20 protein-coding genes are annotated in these 20,769 nt (G+C 70.7%); 9 read left to right on the forward strand and 11 right to left on the reverse strand.

The genetic code is table 11. The features are described from left to right. Positions 1-626: 626 nt before the first annotated feature. Positions 627-1,418, forward strand: coding sequence for an FkbM family methyltransferase (locus ACIOD2_RS43900; RefSeq protein ID WP_400551624.1), 792 nt, complete (start codon positions 627-629; stop codon positions 1,416-1,418). Here ACIOD2_RS43900 and ACIOD2_RS43905 read toward each other — a convergent pair. Genes ACIOD2_RS43905 through ACIOD2_RS43915 form a run of 3 tightly spaced genes read right to left on the reverse strand, consistent with a single transcriptional unit; the run spans position 1,415 to position 3,953 of the window. Then, complete coding sequence (locus tag ACIOD2_RS43905; RefSeq protein WP_400551466.1) at positions 1,415-1,888, reverse strand: DUF3592 domain-containing protein; 474 nt, start codon at positions 1,886-1,888, stop codon at positions 1,415-1,417. The genes ACIOD2_RS43900 and ACIOD2_RS43905 overlap by 4 nt on opposite strands. Positions 1,889-1,908: 20 nt before the next feature. Further along, positions 1,909-2,466 carry a TetR/AcrR family transcriptional regulator gene (locus ACIOD2_RS43910; protein WP_400551468.1) on the reverse strand — a complete coding sequence of 186 codons (558 nt, stop codon included), beginning with the start codon at positions 2,464-2,466 and terminating at the stop codon, positions 1,909-1,911. 2 nt (positions 2,467-2,468) lie between these two features. Continuing rightward, positions 2,469-3,953 carry an MFS transporter gene (locus tag ACIOD2_RS43915; RefSeq protein WP_400551470.1) on the reverse strand — a complete coding sequence of 495 codons (1,485 nt, stop codon included), beginning with the start codon at positions 3,951-3,953 and terminating at the stop codon, positions 2,469-2,471. 283 nt (positions 3,954-4,236) lie between these two features. Between ACIOD2_RS43915 and ACIOD2_RS43920 the strand changes: the two genes are divergently transcribed. Then, on the forward strand, positions 4,237-4,467 hold the full coding sequence (locus ACIOD2_RS43920) for a hypothetical protein (protein WP_247050471.1): 231 nt from the start codon (positions 4,237-4,239) through the stop codon (positions 4,465-4,467). 21 nt (positions 4,468-4,488) lie between these two features. Here the strand turns inward: ACIOD2_RS43920 and ACIOD2_RS43925 are convergent, their stop codons facing one another. Next, positions 4,489-5,667 (reverse strand): ROK family protein, encoded by a 1,179-nt coding sequence (locus ACIOD2_RS43925; protein WP_400551472.1) that lies wholly within the window; start codon positions 5,665-5,667, stop codon positions 4,489-4,491. Between the two features lie 147 nt (positions 5,668-5,814). Here ACIOD2_RS43925 and ACIOD2_RS43930 point away from each other — a divergent pair, with 147 nt between their 5' ends. The 4 genes from ACIOD2_RS43930 (at position 5,815) to ACIOD2_RS43945 (ending at position 11,767) form a co-directional block, all read left to right on the forward strand. Then, entirely contained in the window at positions 5,815-7,257 is a 1,443-nt protein-coding gene (locus tag ACIOD2_RS43930) for an APC family permease (RefSeq protein ID WP_400551474.1), read from the forward strand. Further along, positions 7,254-10,148, forward strand: coding sequence for a glycosyl hydrolase 2 galactose-binding domain-containing protein (locus ACIOD2_RS43935; protein ID WP_400551476.1), 2,895 nt, complete (start codon positions 7,254-7,256; stop codon positions 10,146-10,148). Before ACIOD2_RS43930 ends, ACIOD2_RS43935 begins: the two co-directional genes overlap by 4 nt. Continuing rightward, positions 10,145-11,038, forward strand: a complete 894-nt coding sequence (locus tag ACIOD2_RS43940; protein ID WP_400551478.1) for an ROK family protein — start codon at positions 10,145-10,147, stop codon at positions 11,036-11,038. The genes ACIOD2_RS43935 and ACIOD2_RS43940 overlap by 4 nt, the downstream gene beginning before the upstream one ends. Before the next feature lie 78 nt (positions 11,039-11,116). Then, a complete protein-coding gene (locus ACIOD2_RS43945; RefSeq protein WP_400551480.1) occupies positions 11,117-11,767 on the forward strand; it encodes a DUF6193 family natural product biosynthesis protein in 651 nt (216 codons plus the stop codon). 12 nt (positions 11,768-11,779) lie between these two features. On the opposite strand, the gene ACIOD2_RS43950 is transcribed toward ACIOD2_RS43945, so the two are convergent. Next, entirely contained in the window at positions 11,780-12,988 is a 1,209-nt protein-coding gene (locus tag ACIOD2_RS43950; RefSeq protein WP_400551482.1) for an MFS transporter, read from the reverse strand. A gap of 49 nt (positions 12,989-13,037) precedes the next feature. Further along, positions 13,038-14,033, reverse strand: a complete 996-nt coding sequence (locus ACIOD2_RS43955) for a LacI family DNA-binding transcriptional regulator (protein ID WP_323330655.1) — start codon at positions 14,031-14,033, stop codon at positions 13,038-13,040. A gap of 134 nt (positions 14,034-14,167) precedes the next feature. Between ACIOD2_RS43955 and ACIOD2_RS43960 the strand changes: the two genes are divergently transcribed. Continuing rightward, positions 14,168-15,829 carry a peptide-N4-asparagine amidase gene (locus ACIOD2_RS43960; RefSeq protein WP_400551484.1) on the forward strand — a complete coding sequence of 554 codons (1,662 nt, stop codon included), beginning with the start codon at positions 14,168-14,170 and terminating at the stop codon, positions 15,827-15,829. A 3-nt stretch (positions 15,830-15,832) separates the two neighbouring features. Here the strand turns inward: ACIOD2_RS43960 and ACIOD2_RS43965 are convergent, their stop codons facing one another. Next, positions 15,833-16,621: a methyltransferase domain-containing protein gene (locus tag ACIOD2_RS43965; RefSeq protein WP_400551486.1), complete on the reverse strand. Its 789-nt coding sequence runs from the start codon at positions 16,619-16,621 to the stop codon at positions 15,833-15,835. 136 nt (positions 16,622-16,757) lie between these two features. On the opposite strand from ACIOD2_RS43965, the gene ACIOD2_RS43970 reads away from it, so the two are divergent. Further along, on the forward strand, positions 16,758-18,035 hold the full coding sequence (locus ACIOD2_RS43970) for a cytochrome P450 (RefSeq protein ID WP_400551488.1): 1,278 nt from the start codon (positions 16,758-16,760) through the stop codon (positions 18,033-18,035). A 61-nt stretch (positions 18,036-18,096) separates the two neighbouring features. On the opposite strand, the gene ACIOD2_RS43975 is transcribed toward ACIOD2_RS43970, so the two are convergent. Together ACIOD2_RS43975 and ACIOD2_RS43980 are read right to left on the reverse strand one after the other, a co-directional pair. Beyond that, positions 18,097-18,723, reverse strand: coding sequence for an alpha-ketoglutarate-dependent dioxygenase AlkB (locus ACIOD2_RS43975; RefSeq protein ID WP_400551490.1), 627 nt, complete (start codon positions 18,721-18,723; stop codon positions 18,097-18,099). Between the two features lie 33 nt (positions 18,724-18,756). Continuing rightward, positions 18,757-19,332 (reverse strand): dihydrofolate reductase family protein, encoded by a 576-nt coding sequence (locus tag ACIOD2_RS43980; protein WP_400551492.1) that lies wholly within the window; start codon positions 19,330-19,332, stop codon positions 18,757-18,759. A gap of 217 nt (positions 19,333-19,549) precedes the next feature. On the opposite strand from ACIOD2_RS43980, the gene ACIOD2_RS43985 reads away from it, so the two are divergent. Further along, positions 19,550-20,152, forward strand: coding sequence for a hypothetical protein (locus tag ACIOD2_RS43985; RefSeq protein WP_400551494.1), 603 nt, complete (start codon positions 19,550-19,552; stop codon positions 20,150-20,152). Between the two features lie 73 nt (positions 20,153-20,225). On the opposite strand, the gene ACIOD2_RS43990 is transcribed toward ACIOD2_RS43985, so the two are convergent. Then, a complete protein-coding gene (locus tag ACIOD2_RS43990) occupies positions 20,226-20,513 on the reverse strand; it encodes a tyrosine-type recombinase/integrase (protein WP_400551496.1) in 288 nt (95 codons plus the stop codon). Further along, the gene (locus ACIOD2_RS43995) at positions 20,510-20,740 is read right to left on the reverse strand and encodes a hypothetical protein (RefSeq protein ID WP_400551498.1); all 231 of its coding nucleotides are present in this window, start codon (positions 20,738-20,740) and stop codon (positions 20,510-20,512) included. The genes ACIOD2_RS43990 and ACIOD2_RS43995 overlap by 4 nt, the downstream gene beginning before the upstream one ends. Positions 20,741-20,769 lie beyond the last annotated feature (29 nt).

The raw sequence follows: 20,769 nt of genomic DNA on the forward strand, positions 1-20,769 counted from the left end.
ACAGCACAGCTGTACCCAGTACCAGGGCCAGGATGGCGGCCCCGGTCACCTTGATCGTGACCGGGCCTGCCACCTTCACCGTGAGGTGAAAGCGTTTTGCCACCAGGGATCACCTCCCTCCTGTGGTGTGCTCGCCCTAGGTTCCTGCCAGCCGAGCACACCCTCGGCGAAGGTGCTGGGAGCACTTTAGCCATGGCGAAACCAAAAAGGGAACGACCGCCATCGGCGAAGATCATGTTCGCGGAGTGAAAAACCTGGCTCTGCGAGAGGAAGCCCGTCTTTGAAGCAGCTTTGACTCCGCACGGTGATGCTCTTCCTGACATCGCTCGGCTGAGTGGAGTTATCGTGCTGATCTGAATGGCACTGGGGATGCCGTAGGAGCTGGGCTTGATCGCCCGAACGAGTGATTCACGATGACTTTGTGTCATTGGTGTGGTCGTGGTTGGCCTCGACTCCGTGACCTGCGGGTATTGCGGAGCTCATTGAAATGGAGGCGTGCACTAGCGGACGATTCCGGTTTCCCTTGTGGCCGGAACGAATGCGTCGAGGAGGTTGGTGACGGCAGCGTCCCGACGTCCGGGTCTGGACCACCGGTACCCGATGCTGATAAGCCTCTGCGCGTGACGATGGACGCGATCGACCTGCACAGCATCAACCCGTGGGAAGTGTCGTTCCTGCGCGAGGAGGTGGGTGGCTACTTCGCCCACGGCATCGAGTTCGCGCCCGGCGCCACCGTTCTCGACGTCGGGGCCAACGTCGGCGTCTTCTCGGCGGCCGTCTACGAGCGGCTGGACGGTGACGTCCGGATCTTCGCGTTCGAGCCGATGCCGCCGCTCTTCGAGACGCTGGAGCGCAACGCCCGCGAGTTCTTCGGCGGCGCCTTGACCGCGCTGCCGTTCGGGTTGTCCTCGGGTGAGGACGACCTCGACTTCAGCTACTTCCCGGCGGCCACGATCTTCTCGTCTTCCTTGCGGGACGCGGGAAACGTCGAGGCCGAGCGCAAGCGCGTGACGGCGAGCATCGTCGAGATGATCCGCCGGGGCGGCCTCGGCTCCGCCGCGCGCCGGGTGCCGGCGCCGGTGCTGCGGGGAATCGTCGGGCGCAAGCTGCGGGTCATGCGGGAGCTGGAGACCCACCGCGTCCGCGTCCGGCCGTTGTCGGCGGTGCTCGACGAGCAGGGCATCGACCGCGTCGACCTGCTCAAGGTCGACGTCGAAGGCGCGGAACTCGACGTCCTGCACGGCATCGAAGACCGCCACTGGCCGCTCGTCCGGCAGGCGGTCGTCGAGGTCGAAGGCTGGCGGAGCCACCGGGACACGATCCGGGAAGTGTTCGAGGCGAAGGGTTTCACGGTCACCGCGGAGCAGGATCCGATCCAGGAAGCGGCGGACATCGGGATGGTGTTCGCGGTGCGCTAGCCGCGCCGCCGCCGGACGACCCAGAAGAACAGGAACGACGCGGCGGCCAGCACCGCGGAGAGCGCGGCGAGGAAGATCGCCGAGCCCGTGTAGTCCAAGGGATCCCGGACGTCCCAGAGGGTGGCGTCCGGGCGTTCGGGGTCGTACCCGACGCGGAGCCGGTCGCCGACCCCCAGGCCCGGGTCACGCGGGAAGTTCACGAGCCGGGCGGAGATCTCCCGGCCGTCCGCGGTGGTGAACCGGACCTGCACGTTGTAGCCGGACCTGTGCGGCAGGATCTCCGTGACCGTGGCCGGCGCTTCCTGCCCCGACGTGCTCAGCCGGCTCCCGGTCCGCTGCACCGCGACGGCCTCGAATGCGACGGCGAGGGCGAGCACGAGCCCGGCGGCGAGGATCCACGCGGCGACCCGGGTGGTCAGCCCGCGGCGCCGGTGCTCCCAGGCGGCGGGGACGGGCACGAGTTCGCTCACCTGTCCAGTATGGGCGAATGTCACGCTTCGCGGGTCAGGTCCAGCAGCTGCCGTTCCAGTCGCCGCGCCGCGCCGACGTTGATGCCGACGCCCCACAGCGGTGCCGTGCTCGCGCCGTCGGCCGCCGCGACGACCAGGGTCACCACGTCGGCGGGCAGGCCGTCCGCGTGGAGCTCGCGGTCCCAGCGCTCGGCGTCCGCGCGGGCCAGCTCGGCGACCTCGGGGATCGAGATCAGCTGGGCGATCAGCGCGATGTTCTCGCGGACCGCGACCTCGTCCTGCGACGTGTCCAGCGACGCCCGGACGTACGCGCGGGTCAGCCGCCCCGGGCCGGTGTCCGCCGGGTCGAGCGCGGCGGACACCTCGGCCCGGAAGGCGTCGAGGATGTCCTGGGCGAGCGCGCGCACCAGGGCGTCCTTCGCCGGGAAGTGGTAGAGCAGCCCGCCTTTCGAGACGCCGGCCTGCCGGGCGATGTCGTCCAGCGACGCGGACACCCCGCGGCCGCGGATCGTGGTCCCGGCGGCGTCGAGCAGGGCCCGGCGGGTGTCTTCCGGGCTGCGCCCGGCTTTGCGCGGCATGCTCAGTCCTTTCCGGACGGGATCGTACGCCAGGCGATCACCGCGGCGACGGCGGTGACGACCGCCGCCGTGACCGACGTGACCTGCATGGCGCCGGTGAACGCCTGCCGGGCCGCCTCGGCCTGCGGCGACACCGGGTCGAGCACGGTCACCGCCGACGCCAGCGACTCCCGGACCCCGGGGGCCGAGTCGGACGGCAGCAGGCCGCGGTAGACGAGCGTGACGACCGAGCCGAGCAGCGCGATGCCCAGCGCGGCACCCAGTTCGTACGCGGTTTCGGAGATCGCCGACGCCGAGCCCGCCTTGTCCCGTGGGACGGCGGACAGCACCGAGTCCACGGTCAGCGTCAGCGCCAGCCCGACACCGAGCCCGACCGGCACCAGCGTCAGGCCCAGCCAGAGGTACTGCGGCGCCTGCTCGGTGACCGCGACCAGCAGCAGCCCGGCCGCCGTGACGGCGAGGCTCACGGCGACCGCGCGTCCCCGGCCGAGCCGCGTGACGACCACGCCGACCGCGGCCACGACCGCGATCGAGGCGAGCGTCGCCGGCATCTCGGCCAGCCCGGCCTGCAGCGGGCTGAAACCGCGGACCAGCTGCAGGTACTGCGAGAAGAAGAACAGCAGGCCCATCAACGCGAAGACGGCGACGAAGTTGGCCACCACGGCCCCGCTGAACGCGCCGTTGCGGAACAGGGTGACGTCGATCAGCGGGTCGGCCGCCCGGCGCTGCCGGCGCACGAACAGGAAGCCCGAGACCATCCCGACGGCGGCCGTCAGCACCACCTGCGCGTCGACGCCGGAGCCGATCGCGTGCTTGACCGCGTAGACCAGCGGCACGATCGCGGCCATCGAGAGGGCGGCCGAGAGCAGGTCGAACCGGCCCGGGTTCGGGTCACGCGACTCCGGCAGCAGCCACGCGCCGGCGACGAGGAAGACGACGACGATCGGCACGTTGATCAGGAACACCGAACCCCACCAGTAGTGCTCCAGCAGCGCGCCGCCGACGAGCGGGCCGAGCGCGATGCCGCCGCCGGAGCCCGCCGACCAGATCGCGATGGCGCGGGTGCGCTCGCGGGGGTCGGTGAACAGCGTGCGGATGATCGACAGCGTCGAGGGCATGATCGTCGCCGCGGCGATCCCGAGCAGCAGCCGCGCCGCGACGAGCACCCCCGCGGTGGGGGAAAAGGCGGCCAGCGTGGACGCCACCCCGAACGCCGCGGTGCCGATGAGCAGCACCTTCTTGCGGCCGAACCGGTCGGCGAGGTTACCCGCCGTGACCAGCAGGCCGGCCAGGGCGAGCGAGTAGACGTCCCCGATCCAGAGGATCTCGGTGGCGCTGGGGGAGAGCTCGCGGGTCAGGGACGGCACGGCGAGGTACAGCACGGTGCCGTCGACGGCGAGCAGCAGCACGGCGCCGACCAGCACGCTCAGCGCCGCCCAGCGGCGGCGGTGGCTCAACGGTGCGGAGGTGGGCGCGTACGTGGTCATGCCCGTTACTGTACCGGCTGGACGGTACAGTAAGCCAGGTCAGACCGGTCACAATGCGCCACTGCGGTCCCAGTCGACGATCCGGCTCACGGACGGGTGAAGCCGGTCCTCCGCCGACGGTGCCGGTGTTCCCGGGTGTCGGCCGAGATCCGGCGTTCGGGCTGCTTCGCGCCCACTGCGGCCACGGCCCCGCGGCCGAGGACCGGTAGCCGCCGTGATCGGCTGCACGGCCTGCCACCACGGCCGACGCGGGTAGGCTGGAAAGGGCCGGAAGGAGGCGGATGTGACGCAGGAGGAACTGATCGTCGAGTTCGCCCTGACGCGCCTCGATCACCCGGACCTCGACCTCGAGGAGCTGGCCGCGCTCGTGGTGCGGCGGGGCGGGCCGGAGCGCGAGCTGGAGTTCGCGTCCCGGAACCTGGCCGACCGCGGCGAGCTGCGCGGGGCCGCGTTCCCGGCGGCCGTCGAGCACGTGCTGCGCGTGGTGCTGACCCTGCGCGGCCGCTCGGACTGACGCTCCGGTCCGAAGTGGACGCTAGGCCTCGCCCGCCGCGCGGCGCAGGCCGCGCCGGTCGAACACCAGGTCGCGAGCCGTGCCCAGGGCCGTCGCGATGGCGCCGGCCAGTACCGCGTCCTCGCCCAGCTGGCCGGCCACGATCTCCGGGACCACCGGCACCGTCGCGGCCAGTGCCCGCCGCATCGGCTCGGCCAGCAGGTCCGCGTTGCCGCCGATCCCGCCGCCCAGCACGATCAGCCGCGGGTCCAGCACCGCCGTCACCGCCGAGACGACGTACGCCAGCTTCTCCGCCTCGTCCTCGACCACCCGCAGCGCCCGCTCGTCGCCCTGGCGGGCCAGCCGGAAGACGTCCTTCGCCGAGCGCGCCTTGGTGAGCCCGTGCTCGCGGGCCGCGGCGACCACGGCCTGACCCGCCGCCGCCGTCTCCACCGGGCCGGGCCGGTGTGCGTCGGTGCCACCGGAGTCGGGGAGGGGCCCGAACGGCAGGTCGGCGATCTCGCCCGCCGCGCCGTGCGCGCCGCGGAACAGCCTGCCGTTGACCAGCAGCCCCATCCCGATGCCGGTGCCGACGGTCAGGCACACCAGCACGTCGACACCCAGCGCGGCGCCGAGCGCGTGCTCGCCGACCGCGCACAGGTTCGCGTCGTTCTCGACCACGACGTCCGACCCGGCCCCGGCCAGCGCGGCGACGAGCTCGTGCAGCAGCCCGCGGCGTTCCCAGCCCGGCAGGTTGGGCGCGCGGTGCACCGTCCCGGTCGCCGGGTCCGGGACGCCGGGGGTGCCGACGACGGTCGAGACGACCTCGTGCGGGTTCAGCCCGGCCGACGCGACCGCGCGTTCGACGGATTCGCTCACCGTGCGCACCAGTGCGCTCGCCGAGCGGCACCGGTTGGGCTCGTCGAGCCGCGCGACGATGCTGCCGTCGAGGTCGGCGACGGCGATGCGGATCGCGCGCCGCCCGATGTCGACGCCGACGACGTGCCCCGCGTCCGGCGCGGCCTGGTACACGACGGCCGCGCGCCCGGGGCCGGCCAGGCTGCGCCCGGTCGCCCGCACCAGGCCGTGCTGTTCGAGGTCGAGCAGTGCCTGCCCGACCGTGGGTTTCGACAACCCGGTGTCGGCCGCGATCTGCGGCCGGGTCGCTTCGCCGTGCGCGCGAAGCCTTTCCAGCACGAGGCGCTGGTTCAGCGCCCGCATGCTGGCCGGAGTCCCCACCTGCGGCCCGTTTTGGCCCACGACGTCCCCATCTCCTGTCCGCGTTGCCGCAAGTTTACCTACGGAACCCTTTCGACCCCGAGGGTTTTATGTTAAGAAACTTTACTAACTATCGGACGGAGGCACGTCGTGAGTTCACCCACTCGTTCAGGGGAGTCCGGGCCCGCGGTTTCCCCGCAGCCCGCCCTTGAGCGCAAGATCGGCCCGCTGCAGGCCACCGCGATCAACATGACCCAGATGTGCGGCATCGGCCCGTTCGTCACGATCCCCGCCATGGTCGCGACCATGGGCGGCCCGCAGGCGATGTTCGGCTGGATCATCGGGGCGATCGTCGCTCTGGCCGACGGGCTCATCTGGGCCGAACTCGGCGCGGCCATGCCGGGCGCCGGCGGCACCTACATCTACCTGCGTGAAGCGTTCCAGTACCGCACCGGGCGGCTGATGCCGTTTCTGTTCGTGTGGAGCGCGGTGCTGTTCATCCCGCTGATCATGTCGACCGGCATCATCGGCCTGGTCCAGTACCTCGGTTACCTGATCCCGGGCGTCACCGACGACGGCGGCGTCACCGCGCTGGGCAAGATCATCGGCATCGGCGTCACGCTGCTCATCGTGCTGGCGCTGTTCCGCAAGATCGGGCAGATCGGCAAGCTCACCACGGGGTTGTTCGTGGTCATGCTGGTCGCGGTGCTCACCACGATCGTCGCGGCCGCGACGCACTTCAGCGCCTCGCAGGCGTTCGCGTTCACGCCCGGCGCGTTCAGCTCGGCCGGCGAGGGCACGTTCTGGGGCGGCCTCGGCGCCGGCCTGATCATCGCCATCTACGACTACCTGGGCTACAACACCACCGCCTACCTCGGCGGCGAGGTCCGCACGCCGGGCCGCACCCTGCCGCGCTCGATCCTCTTCTCGATCGTGGGCATCATGGCGCTGTACTTCCTGCTGCAGGTCGGCGTGCTCGGCTCGGTGCCCCTGGAGGAGCTGAAGACGGCCACCTCGGTCGCCTCGACCGTCCTCGAGCAGGCGTGGGGCAGCGTGACGGCGAAGATCGTCACCGTCTTCATCGTCATCGCGGCCATCGGCTCGGTGTTCGCCGGCCTGCTCGGCGGCTCGCGCGTGCCGTTCGAAGCCGCGCGCGACAAGGTGTTCCTGTCGGTGTTCGCCAAGCTGCACCCGAAGCTCAACCTGCCGACCGCGGGCGTGCTCACCATGGGTGCCATCACGATCATCGGTTCGCTGTTCACCCTGACCGACGTGATCAACGCGGCCGTCGCCACCCTGGTGATCATCCAGTCGCTGGCCCAGGTCGCCGCCATCTGGGTGCTGCGCCGCCGGCAGCCGAACCTGAAGCGCCCGTACCGGCAGTGGCTCTACCCGTTCCCGACGCTGCTCGCGCTCGTCGGCTGGGTCTACATCTACGTCTCCGCGACCCCGCTGTCGATCGGGCTGTCGCTGGGCTGGCTCGTGCTCGGCGGCATCGCGTACCTGGTCTACGCGAAGACCGAGAAGACCTGGCCGTTCGGGCCGAAGGAGATCAAGGAAGCGTTCGCCGACACCGAAGGGGCTCACGCATGACGAAGTCGCCCAAGGCCAGGATCGCCGCCGTCGCGGCGCTGATCCTGGTGCCCGGGGTGCTGAGCGTGGCCGCGCCGGCCTCGGCTCAAGAACCCGCCCACCAGGAAGCCGCCCAGGCGCACGGCCTCAGCACGATCGGCGCGCAGGGCTGGCAGGTGCTGACCACCGCGAGCGTCAAGGACGGCGGGGACAAGGTCTCCACGCCCGGTTACGCCACCCGCGGCTGGCTGCCGGTGAAGCCGGACGACGCCGGCGCGCCCGGCACCGAGATCAACGCGCTGGTGCAGAACGGGAAGTGCCCGGACGTCTTCGTCTCGGACAACATGCGCAAGTGCTTCGGGTACGTCACCTCGGTCGGCCCGGTCGTCACCAAGCCGTTCTCCGACCCGTGGTGGTACCGCACCGACTTCGCTCCCGACTTCCGTCCGGGACAGAGCGCGAAGCTGACCATCCCGGGCATCGTCGGCGAGGGCGACGTCTGGGTGAACGGCAAGCTGGTGGCTTCGAAGGACATCGTGAGTGGCGCGTACGCCGGGCACACCTTCGACGTCTCGAAGCTGGTCAAGCCGGGCAAGAACACCCTGGCGATCAAGGTCTACCCGAACGACCCGTCGAAGATGTACACCCTCGACCAGGTCGACTGGGGCCAGATCCCGCCGGACAACAACACCGGCATCCAGTTCCCGCCGACCCTGCAGGTGTCCGACGCGCTCACCGGCGACAACGCGCACGTCGTGCAGGACAACGCCCCCGACCTGTCCAGCTCCTCGCTGACGGTGAAGGTCGACGTCACCAACAACGCGGCCGGCCCGCAGACCGGGGACGTCGCCGCGACGATCACCCCGCCCTCGGGCTCGCCGATCGTCGTCAAGCAGCGCGCGACGATCCCGGCGAACACCAAGCAGACCGTGACGTTCGCGCCGGTCAAGATCAGCAAGCCGAAGGTGTGGTGGCCCTATTCGATGGGCGACCAGCCGCTGTACACGCTGACCACCGCGGTCTCGCAGAACGGGACGCTGTCGACGTCGTCGAAGAGCACCTTCGGCATCCGGACGGTGACCTCGCGCCTGGTCGGGAAGTCGGTGCCGCTGCCCGACGGCGCGCGCCAGTTCTCCATCAACGGCAAGGACTTCGTCTTCCGCGGCGGCGGCTTCGCGCCGGACCTGTTCCTGCGCTACGACAAGGCCGACACCGCGCACCAGATCGCGCTGATCAAGAACATGGGCCTGTCCGGCGTCCGGCTCGAGGGTCACGACATGCCGCAGGACTTCTACGACCAGGCCGACCGCGCCGGGCTGCTCGTGATCGGCGGGTTCATCTGCTGTGACGCCTGGCAGCCCGAGGACGCCTCGACGCTGACCGAGCGCGACTACCGGATCATGCACGACTCGGCCTACACGATCGCGCAGATGGAGCGGAGCCACCCGAGCGTCTTCAACTACGGCTGGAGCGACAACGAGCCGGTGCCGCGCCAGGAGAGCGAGACGCTCAAGGCGTTCAAGGACGCCGACTTCCAGGTGCCGGTGATCGCCTCGGCGGAGTACAAGAGCACGCCGACCCTGGGCAATTCGGGCGAGAAGGAAGGCCCGTACGACTGGGTCCCGCCGTCCTACTGGTACGACACCTCGCACTTCGACGCGGACGACTCGTCGCGCACCAACGCGGGCGGCTCGTGGGGCTTCGCGAGCGAGCAGAGCGCCGGGCACACCGTGCCGACGCTCGACTCGATCAAGCGGTTCCTCTCGCCGACCGAGCAGGCGAAGCTGTGGCAGGACCCGGCGTACAACCAGTACCACGCCAACTTCGAGCCCGACCACGGCGGTTACGCGTTCGGCACGCTGTACACGCTCGACCAGTCGATCAGCCAGCGCTACGGCAAGTGGAACTCGCTCAAGTCCTATGTGGACCTCGCGAACATCGCGAACTACGAGAACACCCGCTCGCAGTTCGAGGCGTTCCTGCACCACTCGACCGACAAGGACAACCCGGCGACGGGTGTTGTCTACTGGCAGCTGAACAAGGGCTGGCCGACCCTGCTGTGGTCGCTCTACAACGACGACGGCGACCAGGCGGGCGCGTTCTTCGGCGCCAAGAAGGCGAACAAGCCGCTGCACGCGATCTACGGCTACGACAACGGTTCCGTGACCGTCGACAACCTCGGCGCCGGTACCCAGAACGGCCTTTCGGTGCAGGCTCGCGTGCTCGACACCGCGGGCAAGGTGCTGGACGACCAGACGGCGTCCGGGATTTCGCTGGGCTCGCAGGGCGTGAAGACCGGTGTCCTCAAGCCGAAGGTGCCCGCCGAGACCAAGGCGCCGGCTCCCGCGAAGGTGTATTTCGTCGAGCTGCAGGTGAAGCAGGGCGGCAAGGTCGTCGACCGCAACGTCTACTGGCTCTCCACGCAGAAGGACGTCGTCGACTGGGGCAAGACCCTGGGCAACCCGCAGGCGACGCTGTCGCAGTACAGCAACCTGCAGGCGCTGCAGGACCTGCCGAAGTCGCAGGTCGGCGCCGTCGCGTCGACGAAGCCGGGCCGCGGGCCGAACGGGGACGACACCGTCACGACCGTGACCGTCACCAACACGTCGAAGACCCCGGCGGTCGGCTTCTTCCTGCGGGCCGACGTCCGGCGCGGCACGCCGGACGGGCACGAGGCGGGTGGTGACAACCAGCTCGCGGCCGCGACCTGGGACGACAACGACATCACGCTGTGGCCGGGCCAGTCGCAGACGCTGACCGTCACCTACAAGGCGTCCGACCTGCGTGGCGCCGCGCCGGTGATCAGCGTCGACGGGTTCAACACCGGCCGGATCGTGGTGGGGGCGGCCGGCGGGCACGGCCACCACGGGGACGCGGCGGTGGCGCCGCAGATCGAGGGGACCAGGGAGTGACAAGCGAAGTGATTCTCGGGATCGACTTCGGCGGCACGAAGGTGGCGCTGGGGCTCGCCGACCACGACGGGAACCTGCTGGCCACCTGCCGGCTGGACACCGACGCGCAGGCGGGAGCCGACCAGGTGGTCGTGCGGGCGCTCGCCGGAGCCAGGGGGCTCTTGGCCGACGCGAGCGCCGTGCCTGCCGCGATCGGCGTCGTCAGCCCGGGGATCGTGCTGCCGGACCGGATCCTGCTCGCGCCGAACGTGCCGGGCTGGGAGCAGCTGCACCTGGCGGAGCTGGTGGCGGCGGAGTTCCCGGACGTGCCGATCTCGGTCGGGACCGACGCGAAGGCGGCAGCACTCGCGGAATGGCGGTGGGGCGCGCTGGCCGGGACCGATCCGGCCGTGTTCCTCTCGCTGGGCACCGGTATCGCCGCGGCGGTACTGGTCGGCGGCCGGTTGCTGACCGGCGCCAACGGAGCTGCGGGTGAGATCGGGTACAACCTGCTCTCACCGCAGGACACCGAGGGTTTCGCCAGCGGAGCGGCGCCGCTGGAGGAAGCCGTCGGTGGGCGTGGGCTGGGCGGCCGGGCGAGCAGTCTGCTCGGCCGCCCGGTCACCGCGGGCGAGCTGTTCGCCCTGGCCAAGGAGAACGCCGAGGCCAAGGAGCTGGTGACCGCGGCGCTCGACGAGCTGTCGATGCACGTGGCCAACCTGGCGCTGATGGTGGACCCCCAGCGCATCGCGGTCGGCGGCGGCCTGGTCCGCTCGGCGGACGTGCTGCTGCCGGCCCTGGCGGCCCGGCTGGCCCACGCGGTCCCGTTCCCCCCGGAACTGGTGGCGGCCCGCTTCGACCAGGACGCGGCGCTGCTGGGTGCGGTGGCCTTGGCTCTGGGAGATCAGTAACGACCGGGTGGCGTGCCGGTGCCCCGACCTGGCACGCCACCCGGTATCACCCGCGACGAGCCGGTTATCTTGGATGGCGTGGGGGAAGCACCGTTTCCGGAACTCGCCGACGCCGGTGGCCTCGAGGCCATGCTGCGGGCCGCGTGTCCCGGCTGCGACATCGAGATGAGCGACGCTCCAGGTGCCTTCGGCGGTTTCAAGGCCGTGGTGCGCAACGGTGACCGCGCCGTCTCCGTCATTCCGCTCACGGAGCTGCGGCTGTTCCGCGTCCGGCACCGGCTTCGCGGGCGGTACCTGAGCTGGCTGTCCACGACCGAACTGGCGGAGGTCACCGGAGCCACCGCGGCCTGGCTCGGTGGTGCCACCGCGCGTGACCTGGCCGCCGCGTGGCCGTTCGCCGACTTCGTCGCGGTCGCCGACGCGTACGAGAGCGGCGATCCGATCGAGCTGCGGTGGCAGCTGTACCGCGCGCACGACCTGGACGGCCTGGGCGGGTTCGTCGAGGCGGCGATGCGGGAGCCGAGGCTGCGGCGGATGTACCCGGTCAAGTCGGTGACCACGATGTCGTTCCGGCCGACCGCGGAGCCGTCCCGGGTGTCCGGCCCGTGGGTACGCCCGGCGGGCGGCGGCCGGTACCAGGTCTTCGAGCGCCGGGGCGAGGATCCGGCCGTCACCTGCGAGGCCGCGGAGGCGGTCCGGGTGTGCGTGGCCGCGCTGGACCGCCGCTGATCGTCGTCGTGCTCAGGCCCCGGCCGCCGCCAGTTCTTCGGTGCGGCGGAAGGCTTCCGGCGACAGCTGGAACCACACGAGGACCGCGCTGACCGCCTGGATCACCGCGACCATCACCCAGACGCCGCGCAGGCTCCAGTGGGCCGCGACCAGACCGCCGGTGAGCGCGCCCAGCGGCGTCAGGCCCCAGGCCAGCGCGCGGTGGCTGGTCAGCACCCGGCCGAGCAGCGGCGCGGGTGTGAAGCGCTGGCGGCTCGACTGCGAGCACACGTTCCAGACCAGCACCGTCGAGGTCATGAAGACCAGCACCAGCCCGATCAGGGCCGGCCACGGCGGGAGCACGGCCAGCAGCAGCGGCGCCACCGCGCCCAGGCCCTGCGCCAGCCGCATCGACCACGAATAGCCGAGCCGGTCGACGATCTTCTGCACCACGAACGACGACAGCACCCAGCCGATCGCGAGGCAGGCCAGCAGCATGCCGTAGCCGACCGAACCGACGTGCAGCACCTGCGTCGCGTACAGCACCAGCATCGAGCTGCCGGCGCTCGCGGCGAACGAGCCCAGCGCGACGTTGATCGTGATCGACCGCAGCAGCGGCGTGCGGACCAGGTGCGTGAGCCCGGCCGAGAGGTCGCGCAGCGGGTGGGTCCGCGCGGCCACGACCGACTCCGACGGGATCCGCCGCGCCAGCACCAGCGCGGCCAGCGCGAACCCGGCGGCCAGCCACGCGGGTACGCCGGTCCCGACGCCGATCAGGAAGCCGGTCGCCGGCGGGACGATGAACTGCACCACACCCCGGTCGATCACCGTCAGCCGCGCGTTGGCGTGGGCCAGCCGGTCCGGCTCGACCAGCTCGGGCACGAGCGCGCCGCTCGCGCCGTCCCCGAGCACCTGCGCGGAGGTGATGACGAACGCGATGACGAGCAGGGCGGGCAGCGTCAGCGCCCCGGCCGTCGTGATCGCGGCCAGCACCAGCGCGGTCCCGACCTGCACGGCGTAGGCCCAGGCGAGCACGGCGGTCCGCCGGACGCGGTCGATGAGTACCCCGGCGAACAGCGACAGCAGCAGCCACGGCGCCTGCCCGGCGACGTTGACCAGCGACACCTCACGCGGATCGGTCGTGATCGACACGGCCAGCAGGGGCAGCGCCGCCAGCAGCAGTCCTTCACAAGCCGAACCGGACACCGCTACGGCCTGGAGGCGCACCCATCTGCTGGTCATGATCGTTAGCATGCCTAACGATCGGGCGGGACTCAAACCATTTAGACGATCAGCGGCGCACGCGGGTCGACTCGCGGACCACCAGCTCCGGGGTGAACACGACAGCCTGGCGTTCCGCCTTCGTGTCCGCCGTCTCCGCCAGCAGCAGCTCCGCGGCGGTGCGCCCGAGGCGCCGGGCGGGCTGGCGGACCGAGGTCAGGGGGACCGCCGCCGCGCCCGCGAACTCGATGTCGTCGTACCCGACGATCGCCATCTCCTCCGGCACGCGCACGCCCGCGCCCACCATCGCCTGCAGCACACCCAGCGCGAGCAGGTCGTTGGCGCAGAACACCGCAGTCGGCCGGGGGCTCATGCCGAGCAGCCGGGAACCCGCGTCCCGGCCCGACTCGACGTCGAGGCCGAGCCCTTCCAGCACCGTCAGCTCGGCCGCCGAACCGGACAGCACCGACCGGACGCCCTGCTCGCGGTCGCGGCACTGGTCGAGGATGGCCGGGCCGTTGACGAAGGCGATCCGGTCGTGGCCGGTCTCCAGCAGGTGCCGGGCGCCGAGCGCGCCGCCGGCGACGTCGTCCACCGCGACCGAACTCGCTTCGCTCGTCGAGGCCTTGCGGTCGACGAAGACGTACGGCGTGCCGCTGCGCCGGAACGCGTGCAGCGCCTCGCTCGACGCCCCGACCGGGCTCAGCAGCACGCCGCGGACCCGCTGTTCGGCGAACATCGCCAGGTACGACGCTTCGAGGTCGGAACGCTGGCCGCTGTTGCAGGTGATGATGTTGAGGCCTTCGGCGTGGGCGGCCTGCTCGGCGCCGCGGGCGACGTCGACGAAGAACGGGTTCCCGAGGTCCAGCACCAGCAGTCCCAGGATCCGGCTGCTGCCGGCCCGCAGCTGCCGGGCGGACTCGTCGCGGACGTACCCGAGTTCCTCGATGACCGAAAGCACCCGGTTGCGGGTGGCGGTCGCGACCACGTGCGGCCGGTTGACCACATTGGACACCGTGCCGATCGAGACGCCGGCCCGTTTCGCGACGTCCTTGATGCCGACCACCGCACCCCCTCGCTGAGAAAAACCAAGCCTAGCACGATGATGAAACGTTTCACTGAAGGCTGTTTCCCACCATAAGTCGCATGATCGCGGTACTAGGATTCGACTCGCGTTTCCTGCCACTGGGAGGAGTCCGGGTGCGGATCTTCACGATCGTCCTGTCCCTGCTGCTGATGACCGCGGTGGGTGGGGGAATCGCCTCCGCCGATCCTGTTCTCGAGCACGACACCGACGATCCCGTGCTGGCCGCGCCCGCGGTGACGCGGCCCGACACGCCGCACTGCACCGTCACGCTCGCCGACGCCTTCCGCTCCAACGCCGCCGACGGCACCTCGCAGTTCTACCAAGGCACGCTCACGCCGCCGAAAGCGTGCGCCGGGCCGTGGGCGAAGGTCGTCATGGACCAGACCGTGACCGTCAGCGGGCGGCAGTACGACCGGATCGGCGACCTGAAGATCGGTGACGCCGAGGTCTGGTGGGGGACCACCGAAGAACCCAGCGGCGAGGGCAACCGCCCGATCACCTACCACTTCGACAAGGACCTCACGCCCTACAGCGCGCTGCTGCGCACCCCGCAGCCCTTCCGCGGCGGCATCGAGAACTTCACCTCCGACGTCTACACCGGCGTCTACGCCCAGACCGTGACGCTCACCTACTACCGCGCCGACCGGAAGCACCCCGCGCCCGACGTCGCCGACCACGTCACGGGGATGGGCCACGCCGACGCGACCCCCGCGGCGCCGACCGTCCACTTCACCGCGAAGGACCTGCCGCGCAACATCACCCGCGCGCAGCTGGAAGTGACGCTCGAAGGCCACGCGTGTGACGAGCAGTGGTTCGACGACGTCCCGGACGAGGTCTCGGCGAAGTACCCGGCGGCCGGGATGTGCGGCCACGGGCCCTACCGCGAGGCGAACTTCGCGATCGACGGGACGGCCGCCGGCTCGGCGTTCACCTTCCCGCACATCTACTCCGGCGGGATCGTGCCGCAGCTGTGGCGCCCGATCGTGGCGATCGACACCTTCAGCCTGCACTCCGAGACCTACGACGTGACGCCGTTCGTCGGCGAGCTCGTCGACGGCGGCGCGCACGACCTGTCGTTCACCGTGCCGGACATCGGCGGCGAGTGGACCGTCGTGCCCACCCTGCTGCTCTCCACCGACGACCACGCCGCGCGGACGTCCGGCGCGCTCACCCAGGACGACGTCGCGGCGGCCCCGGTGCGGCAGACGACGGTGAAGGACATCGCCGGCGGGGTCAACGCGACCGTCACGGCAAAACGCCTCGACGTCACCGCGGGGTACGTCGACACCTCGGCGGGGCGCGTCTACACCCGCGTCGAGCGCACCCGCGACTACCGCAACAGCGACGACGTCACCGGCGGCGGCTTCACCCAGCACGTCGTGCAGGCCGACGCGGGCCAGCAGACCTCGACGTCCACTGTGGACGGCCGGGTGCGGGCGGCGGACCGGCACACCTGGTCCTACCCGCTGACCACCGACGCGACCGCGAACATCACCGACGACCAGAACCTGCGGATCTCCGGCTCGGCCGAGATGACCAAGGTCCTCGGCGACCTGACCGGCGACGGCCGGAACTGGCGGCCGGTGCGCGCGTCCCGGGAATGGCTGACCGCGTCCGGCGTGCTGGCCCGTACCAACGGCGTCAACACCGAGGCCGACGGGAAGTCCCAGACGCTCTACACCGGCCCTGACGATCTGGGCCGGCCATACCTCCACTACATCGCGAGCGAACACGGGCGGATCACCCAGAACCGGGAGCTGCCGCCGCGGCGGTGAGGCTCAGGCCGGTTTGCGGCCCCACGCGGTGATCATCGGCGCGAGCATGAGGTCCAGGTCACCGCGCGCGAGGTTCGCGAGGTGCGTCCCGATCTCCTCGGGCGTCGCCAGGTCCGCGGCCAGGAGCTGGTCGCGGACGTGGCGGACCGTGGCCGCCTCCAGGACCGCGCACGCGCGTGCCGCGACGGGGAAGTAGGCCTCGGCGCGGACGTCGGTGAGGTCCGACTCGCGCAGCAGCCGGGGCAGCGTGCGGCCGTAGGCGAGGTCCGCGCCACGCTCGGCCATCAGCGTCCGGATCCGGGTGCGCAGCCGGTTCGCCAGCGCTTCGGCGGGGCCGCGTTCGTCCGGGCAGGCGAGGGGCTGCAGCGCCGGGTCGCCGTCCTCGATCACCAGCCAGCCGCCCGGCCGGAGCGCGTCGACCATGACCTGCATCGCGGCCGCGCGGTCCTTCAGGTGGACCAGGACCAGCCGGGCGTGGACCAGGTCGAACGTCTCCGCCGGCGGCGGGTCGCGGAGCACGTCGTGCCGTCGCACCTCGAGCGCGCCGCCGGCCGCGGGCCCGGCCCACGACACGTCGATGTCCGTGGCCAGCACCCGGCCGGTGCTCCCGACGCGCCCGGCCAGGCCGTGCGGCACCGAGACGCCGCCGGCACCGACCTCCCAGCACCGCCACCCCTCGCCGAGCCCCAGGTCGTCGAGGTGCCGGAAGGTCCACGGGTCGAACAGCTCGGCGAGCGCCGCGAACCGTTCGCCGGCCTCGGGGCTGCGGTTGTCGAGCAGGTAGCGGTTCATCGCCCCAGCATGGCCCGGCCGGCGCCGCGCGGGTACCCGTCCACTTCGGACACGTGCCGGCCGGCCAGGTTTCGGGCAGGTGAACCCCGTCTCGTGCCCGCTCACCCGATCGGGCTAGTGGGGTACTGTCGAAGACATGGGGAGTCTCCGCTCACGGGTCCTGGGCTGGGTCGGCCGACGCTACCTCGCGTGGCAGTCGAAAAAGGGCTTCGACCTCGAGAAGATGTCGTCCTTCCTGCCCGATTCGGCACTGCAGCCGCTCAAGCGCGACGGCCTCGACCCGGTCGCGGAGATCGGCGCGATCCGGGCCGAAGCCCCGATCAGCAAGCTCGATCTGCCGTTCGGGATGAACGCCTGGCTGGTCACGGGGTACGACGAGGCCAAGGCCGTGCTCGGCAAGGTGACGGAGTTCTCCACCGACTTCACCAACCTGGTCGGCAGCGCCGGGGTGACCGAGGACCAGAACCCGGGCGGCCTCGGCTTCGCGGACCCGCCGGTGCACACCCGCCTGCGCAAGCTGCTCACGCCCGAGTTCACCATGCGCCGGCTCAACCGGCTGACCCCGCGGATCGACGAGATCGTCGCCGAGCAGCTCGACGCGATGGCCGCCGCCGACGGCCCCGTGGACCTCTGGCAGGCGTTCGCGCTGCCGATCCCGTCGCTCACCATCTGCGAACTGCTCGGTGTGTCCTACGAGGACCGCGAAGACTTCCAGCGCCTGAGCACCGCCCGATTCGACCTCTTCGGTGGCGCGAGTGCCTCACTCGGCGCGATGTCCGAGTCGCTGACCTACCTGCTCGAAATCGTGAAGAAGCAGCGCGCGGAGCCCGGTGACGGCCTGCTCGGCATGCTGATCAAGGAGCACGGCGACGAGATCTCCGACCAGGAGCTGGCCGGGCTCGCCGACGGCGTGCTCACCGGCGGCCTGGAGACCACGGCGAGCATGCTCGCCCTCGGCGCGCTGGTGCTGCTGCGCGACGAAAAGGCGTTCGACGCCGTCCGCGGTGACGACGAGTCCGTGCACCGCTTCGTCGAGGAACTGCTGCGCTACCTGACCGTGGTGCAGATGGCGTTCCCGCGGTTCGCCAAGCAGGACATGGAGATCGCCGGCGTCCACATCAGCGAGGGCGACATCGTGCTGGTGTCGCTGTCGGCCGCGGACCGGGACACCAAGCTGGGCCCGGACATGGATACCTTCGACGCCACCCGCGAGCCGACGTCGCACCTCGCGTTCAGCTACGGCATCCACCGCTGCATCGGCGCCGAACTGGCCCGGATGGAGCTGCGCACGGCGTATCCCGCGCTTGTGCGCCGGTTCCCGAACCTGCGCCTGGCCGTACCGGCCGACGAGCTCTCGTTCCGCAAGGTGTCCATTGTGTACGGTCTGGACGAGCTGCCGGTCCTGGTCGGCTGAATCAAAGCGGCACGGCCGCCGCTTCGCGCGGTCGCGGTGCGCTTCGACGCGTGCCCGGTCGCTAGCGGACCCCGCGCGGCCGGAACTGGATGCTGATCCGCGGCCCGGCCGCACGATTCGTCTTCGGGATCGCGTGCTCCCAGGTGCGCTGGCACGAGCCACCCATGACGATCAGGTCGCCGTGGCCCAGCGCGTAGCGCCGGGACTCGCCGCCGCCGCGGGGGCGCAGCGCGAGCTGGCGCGCGGCACCGACCGAGACGATCGCGACCATCGTGTCCTCGGTGCTGCCGCGGCCGATCGTGTCACCGTGCCACGCGACGCTGTCGCGGCCGTCACGGTAGTAACACAGGCCGGCCGTGCGGAACGGCTCGCCCAGCTCGCCCGCGTAGTGCTCGCTCAGCGCGGCGCGCGCCTCGGCCAGCACGGGGTGGGGGAGCGGGGCGGCCTCGCGGTAGAAGCAGAGCAGCCGCGGGACGTCGACGAGCCGGTCGTACATCCGCCGCCGCTCCGCCTGCCACGGGACGCCGGTGACCAGCTCGCTGAACACCTCGTCGGCGCCGTCGAGCCAGCCGGGCTGCACGTCGACCCAGGCACCCGAGCCCAGCTCGGTGCGCCGGGGTGCGAGCGGGTGGAGGGTGACGGGGCCCGACTCACCGAACAGCGATGCCTGCAGTGCCGGTGTCGTCATGCCCCGACCGTACACCACAGTCGAACACTTGTTCTACTTCACGACGTCGTAGACGAGCTTCTGGATCCCGTTGCCGTACGCCTCGCTGCTGATGAGCTTGAGGTTCTGCTTGTCCTTGTCGGTCTCGCTGAACAGCCGCTTGCCCGCGCCGAGCAGGACCGGGAACAGCAGCAGGTGGTAGCGGTCGATCAGGCCGGCGTCGGCCATCGCCCGGTTCAGCGCGGCACTGCCGTTGACGATGATCGGGCCGCCCTCGGTCTCCTTGAGCGCGGCGACGTCGTCCAGCGAGCGGAGGATGGTCGTCTCGCCCCAGTTGGTCACCAGGTCGGACTCCTGCAGCGTGGTCGACACGACGTACTTCGGCATCGCGTTGTACCCGGCGAACTCGACGGTCATGCCCGGCCACACCGGCGCGAACACCTGGTAGCTGACCCGGCCGAGCAGCAGGGCCGTGGCCTCCTCCTGCTCGCTGCCCTTGATCTCGTAGGCGGCGGGGTCGAACTCGACGTCCTTGAAGGTCCAGCCCGAGTTGCGGTAGCCCGGCTCGCCGCCGGGTCCTTCGACGACGCCGTCGAGCGAGACGAACGAGGTGGAGATCAGGGTGCGCATGGGGTGCTCCTAGGTTGATCAAGCTTGCTTTCACCAGTGTGTCGAACGAGCTCCGCCGGATTCGACAACACACGCGGGAAAACTTCCGACGCACTCGTCCGGGCGGAAGTGGGTCTTGTCCACCGGGCACCCCGGCTCGTACAGTTGTTCCAAGCCGGACAAAGGTCTGAACCTGTGTCCCGTCACCGCCGCCTCTAGTCACACAGGAGGTTGGACGGTGCGCAGACTTCGCGGTGCGGGAGTGCTCGTGACGGTCGCGGCGGGGCTGGCGGTACTCGCCCCGACGGCGGAAGCCCAGGTCGGAGGCGGTACGTGGACCTCGGACTCGCCGGGCTACAAGACGCAGAACGTCGGCTGCGGCTCGACGTCCGGGCTCACCTTCAAGCTCACCTGCTCCAGCAGCAGCGGTGAGCAGCGGGCGGAACGCCGCTACGACACCTACACGGGCGGCACCCACCAGTTCGAGGGCTCGTTCAAGATCACCAGCATGACCGGCTCCCGGATCAGTCTCAAGCAGACCTTCCGGGACGGCTCGGACTCCGGGCCGTACTTCCTGCTGGCGGTCGAGAACGGCGGCCGCATGTACGCCGTGGAAGGCGGAGCAACGCTGGGCAGCGGCGCAACCGTCGGCACGTCGGTGCGAGTGAATACGATCAACCAGGTCGGCAGCTCGCACAAGGTGTACATCAACGGCTCGCTGAAGCAGACGATCTCCAGCCCGAGCGGCAGCTACTACGACAAGTTCGGCAGCTACCGCACCTCCAGCGGCGCAGGCCCGATCACCGTGACGTGGAGCGGCGTGAAGTTCTGGCACAAGTAGGGTAGATATGGCCTGACCTGCAGTTATGTAGCTTTTGATGGCGTCAGGCCGTCGCTAGGCCGTCTCGGGATTTTCAAGCCGTGCCGCCGCGGTGGCGCGGTTTGAAAATCCCGTCGGCTGCCTCTCGCGCCCGGCGATGACTTGACGGGACAAGGTGGGTATAGATCCGGAGCGTGTAGCCCGGGTCGTGGTGACCGAGGTACTCGGCCAGTTCCTTCACCGACACTCCGGACGCAAGGGCGACCGAGGCGTAGAAGTGCCGCATGCCGTGCATGCCGTCTCGTCGCGGGATGTAGTCCAGCCCGGCTGCAGCGTAGGCCGGCTTCCAGACGGCGAGGTTGTACTCGGGGCCGCTGATCATGCCACCGCCGGTTCGTTCGCCGCGGACGGCTCGGGCAGGCCGAGCAGGATCCGGTACTGGCCCTCGAAAGCGTTCAGGGCGCCGTCGAGGTCGTGGCCGGCGACGATGGCCCGGGACGCCTCGCCCATCCGTGGCCGGCGGCCGATCCTGGCCGCGGCAGGCGGTGGGCGAACGTCCACACCCGGCTCGGCGCGGCATTCGGCAAGCCCAAGCAGGGTCAGCCGCATATCCGGACGCTTCGGATGCCGTATCCTGT

This window comes from Amycolatopsis sp. NPDC088138, assembly GCF_044741685.1.
Classification (GTDB): Bacteria; Actinomycetota; Actinomycetes; order Mycobacteriales; family Pseudonocardiaceae; genus Amycolatopsis.

Excerpts from the sequence above, each read along its gene's own strand:
- ACIOD2_RS43900 (WP_400551624.1), top strand. The coding sequence starts at position 627 with ATGGACGCGATCGACCTGCACAGCATCAACCCGTGGGAAGTGTCGTTC.
- ACIOD2_RS43910 (WP_400551468.1), bottom strand. The coding sequence starts at position 2,466 with ATGCCGCGCAAAGCCGGGCGCAGCCCGGAAGACACCCGCCGGGCCCTG.
- ACIOD2_RS43915 (WP_400551470.1), bottom strand. The coding sequence starts at position 3,953 with ATGACCACGTACGCGCCCACCTCCGCACCGTTGAGCCACCGCCGCCGC.
- ACIOD2_RS43925 (WP_400551472.1), bottom strand. The coding sequence starts at position 5,667 with ATGCGGGCGCTGAACCAGCGCCTCGTGCTGGAAAGGCTTCGCGCGCAC.
- ACIOD2_RS43935 (WP_400551476.1), top strand. The coding sequence starts at position 7,254 with ATGACGAAGTCGCCCAAGGCCAGGATCGCCGCCGTCGCGGCGCTGATC.
- ACIOD2_RS43950 (WP_400551482.1), bottom strand. The coding sequence starts at position 12,988 with ATGACCAGCAGATGGGTGCGCCTCCAGGCCGTAGCGGTGTCCGGTTCG.
- ACIOD2_RS43965 (WP_400551486.1), bottom strand. The coding sequence starts at position 16,621 with ATGAACCGCTACCTGCTCGACAACCGCAGCCCCGAGGCCGGCGAACGG.
- ACIOD2_RS43970 (WP_400551488.1), top strand. The coding sequence starts at position 16,758 with ATGGGGAGTCTCCGCTCACGGGTCCTGGGCTGGGTCGGCCGACGCTAC.
- ACIOD2_RS43975 (WP_400551490.1), bottom strand. The coding sequence starts at position 18,723 with ATGACGACACCGGCACTGCAGGCATCGCTGTTCGGTGAGTCGGGCCCC.
- ACIOD2_RS43980 (WP_400551492.1), bottom strand. The coding sequence starts at position 19,332 with ATGCGCACCCTGATCTCCACCTCGTTCGTCTCGCTCGACGGCGTCGTC.
- ACIOD2_RS43990 (WP_400551496.1), bottom strand. The coding sequence starts at position 20,513 with ATGATCAGCGGCCCCGAGTACAACCTCGCCGTCTGGAAGCCGGCCTAC.
- ACIOD2_RS43995 (WP_400551498.1), bottom strand. The coding sequence starts at position 20,740 with ATGCGGCTGACCCTGCTTGGGCTTGCCGAATGCCGCGCCGAGCCGGGT.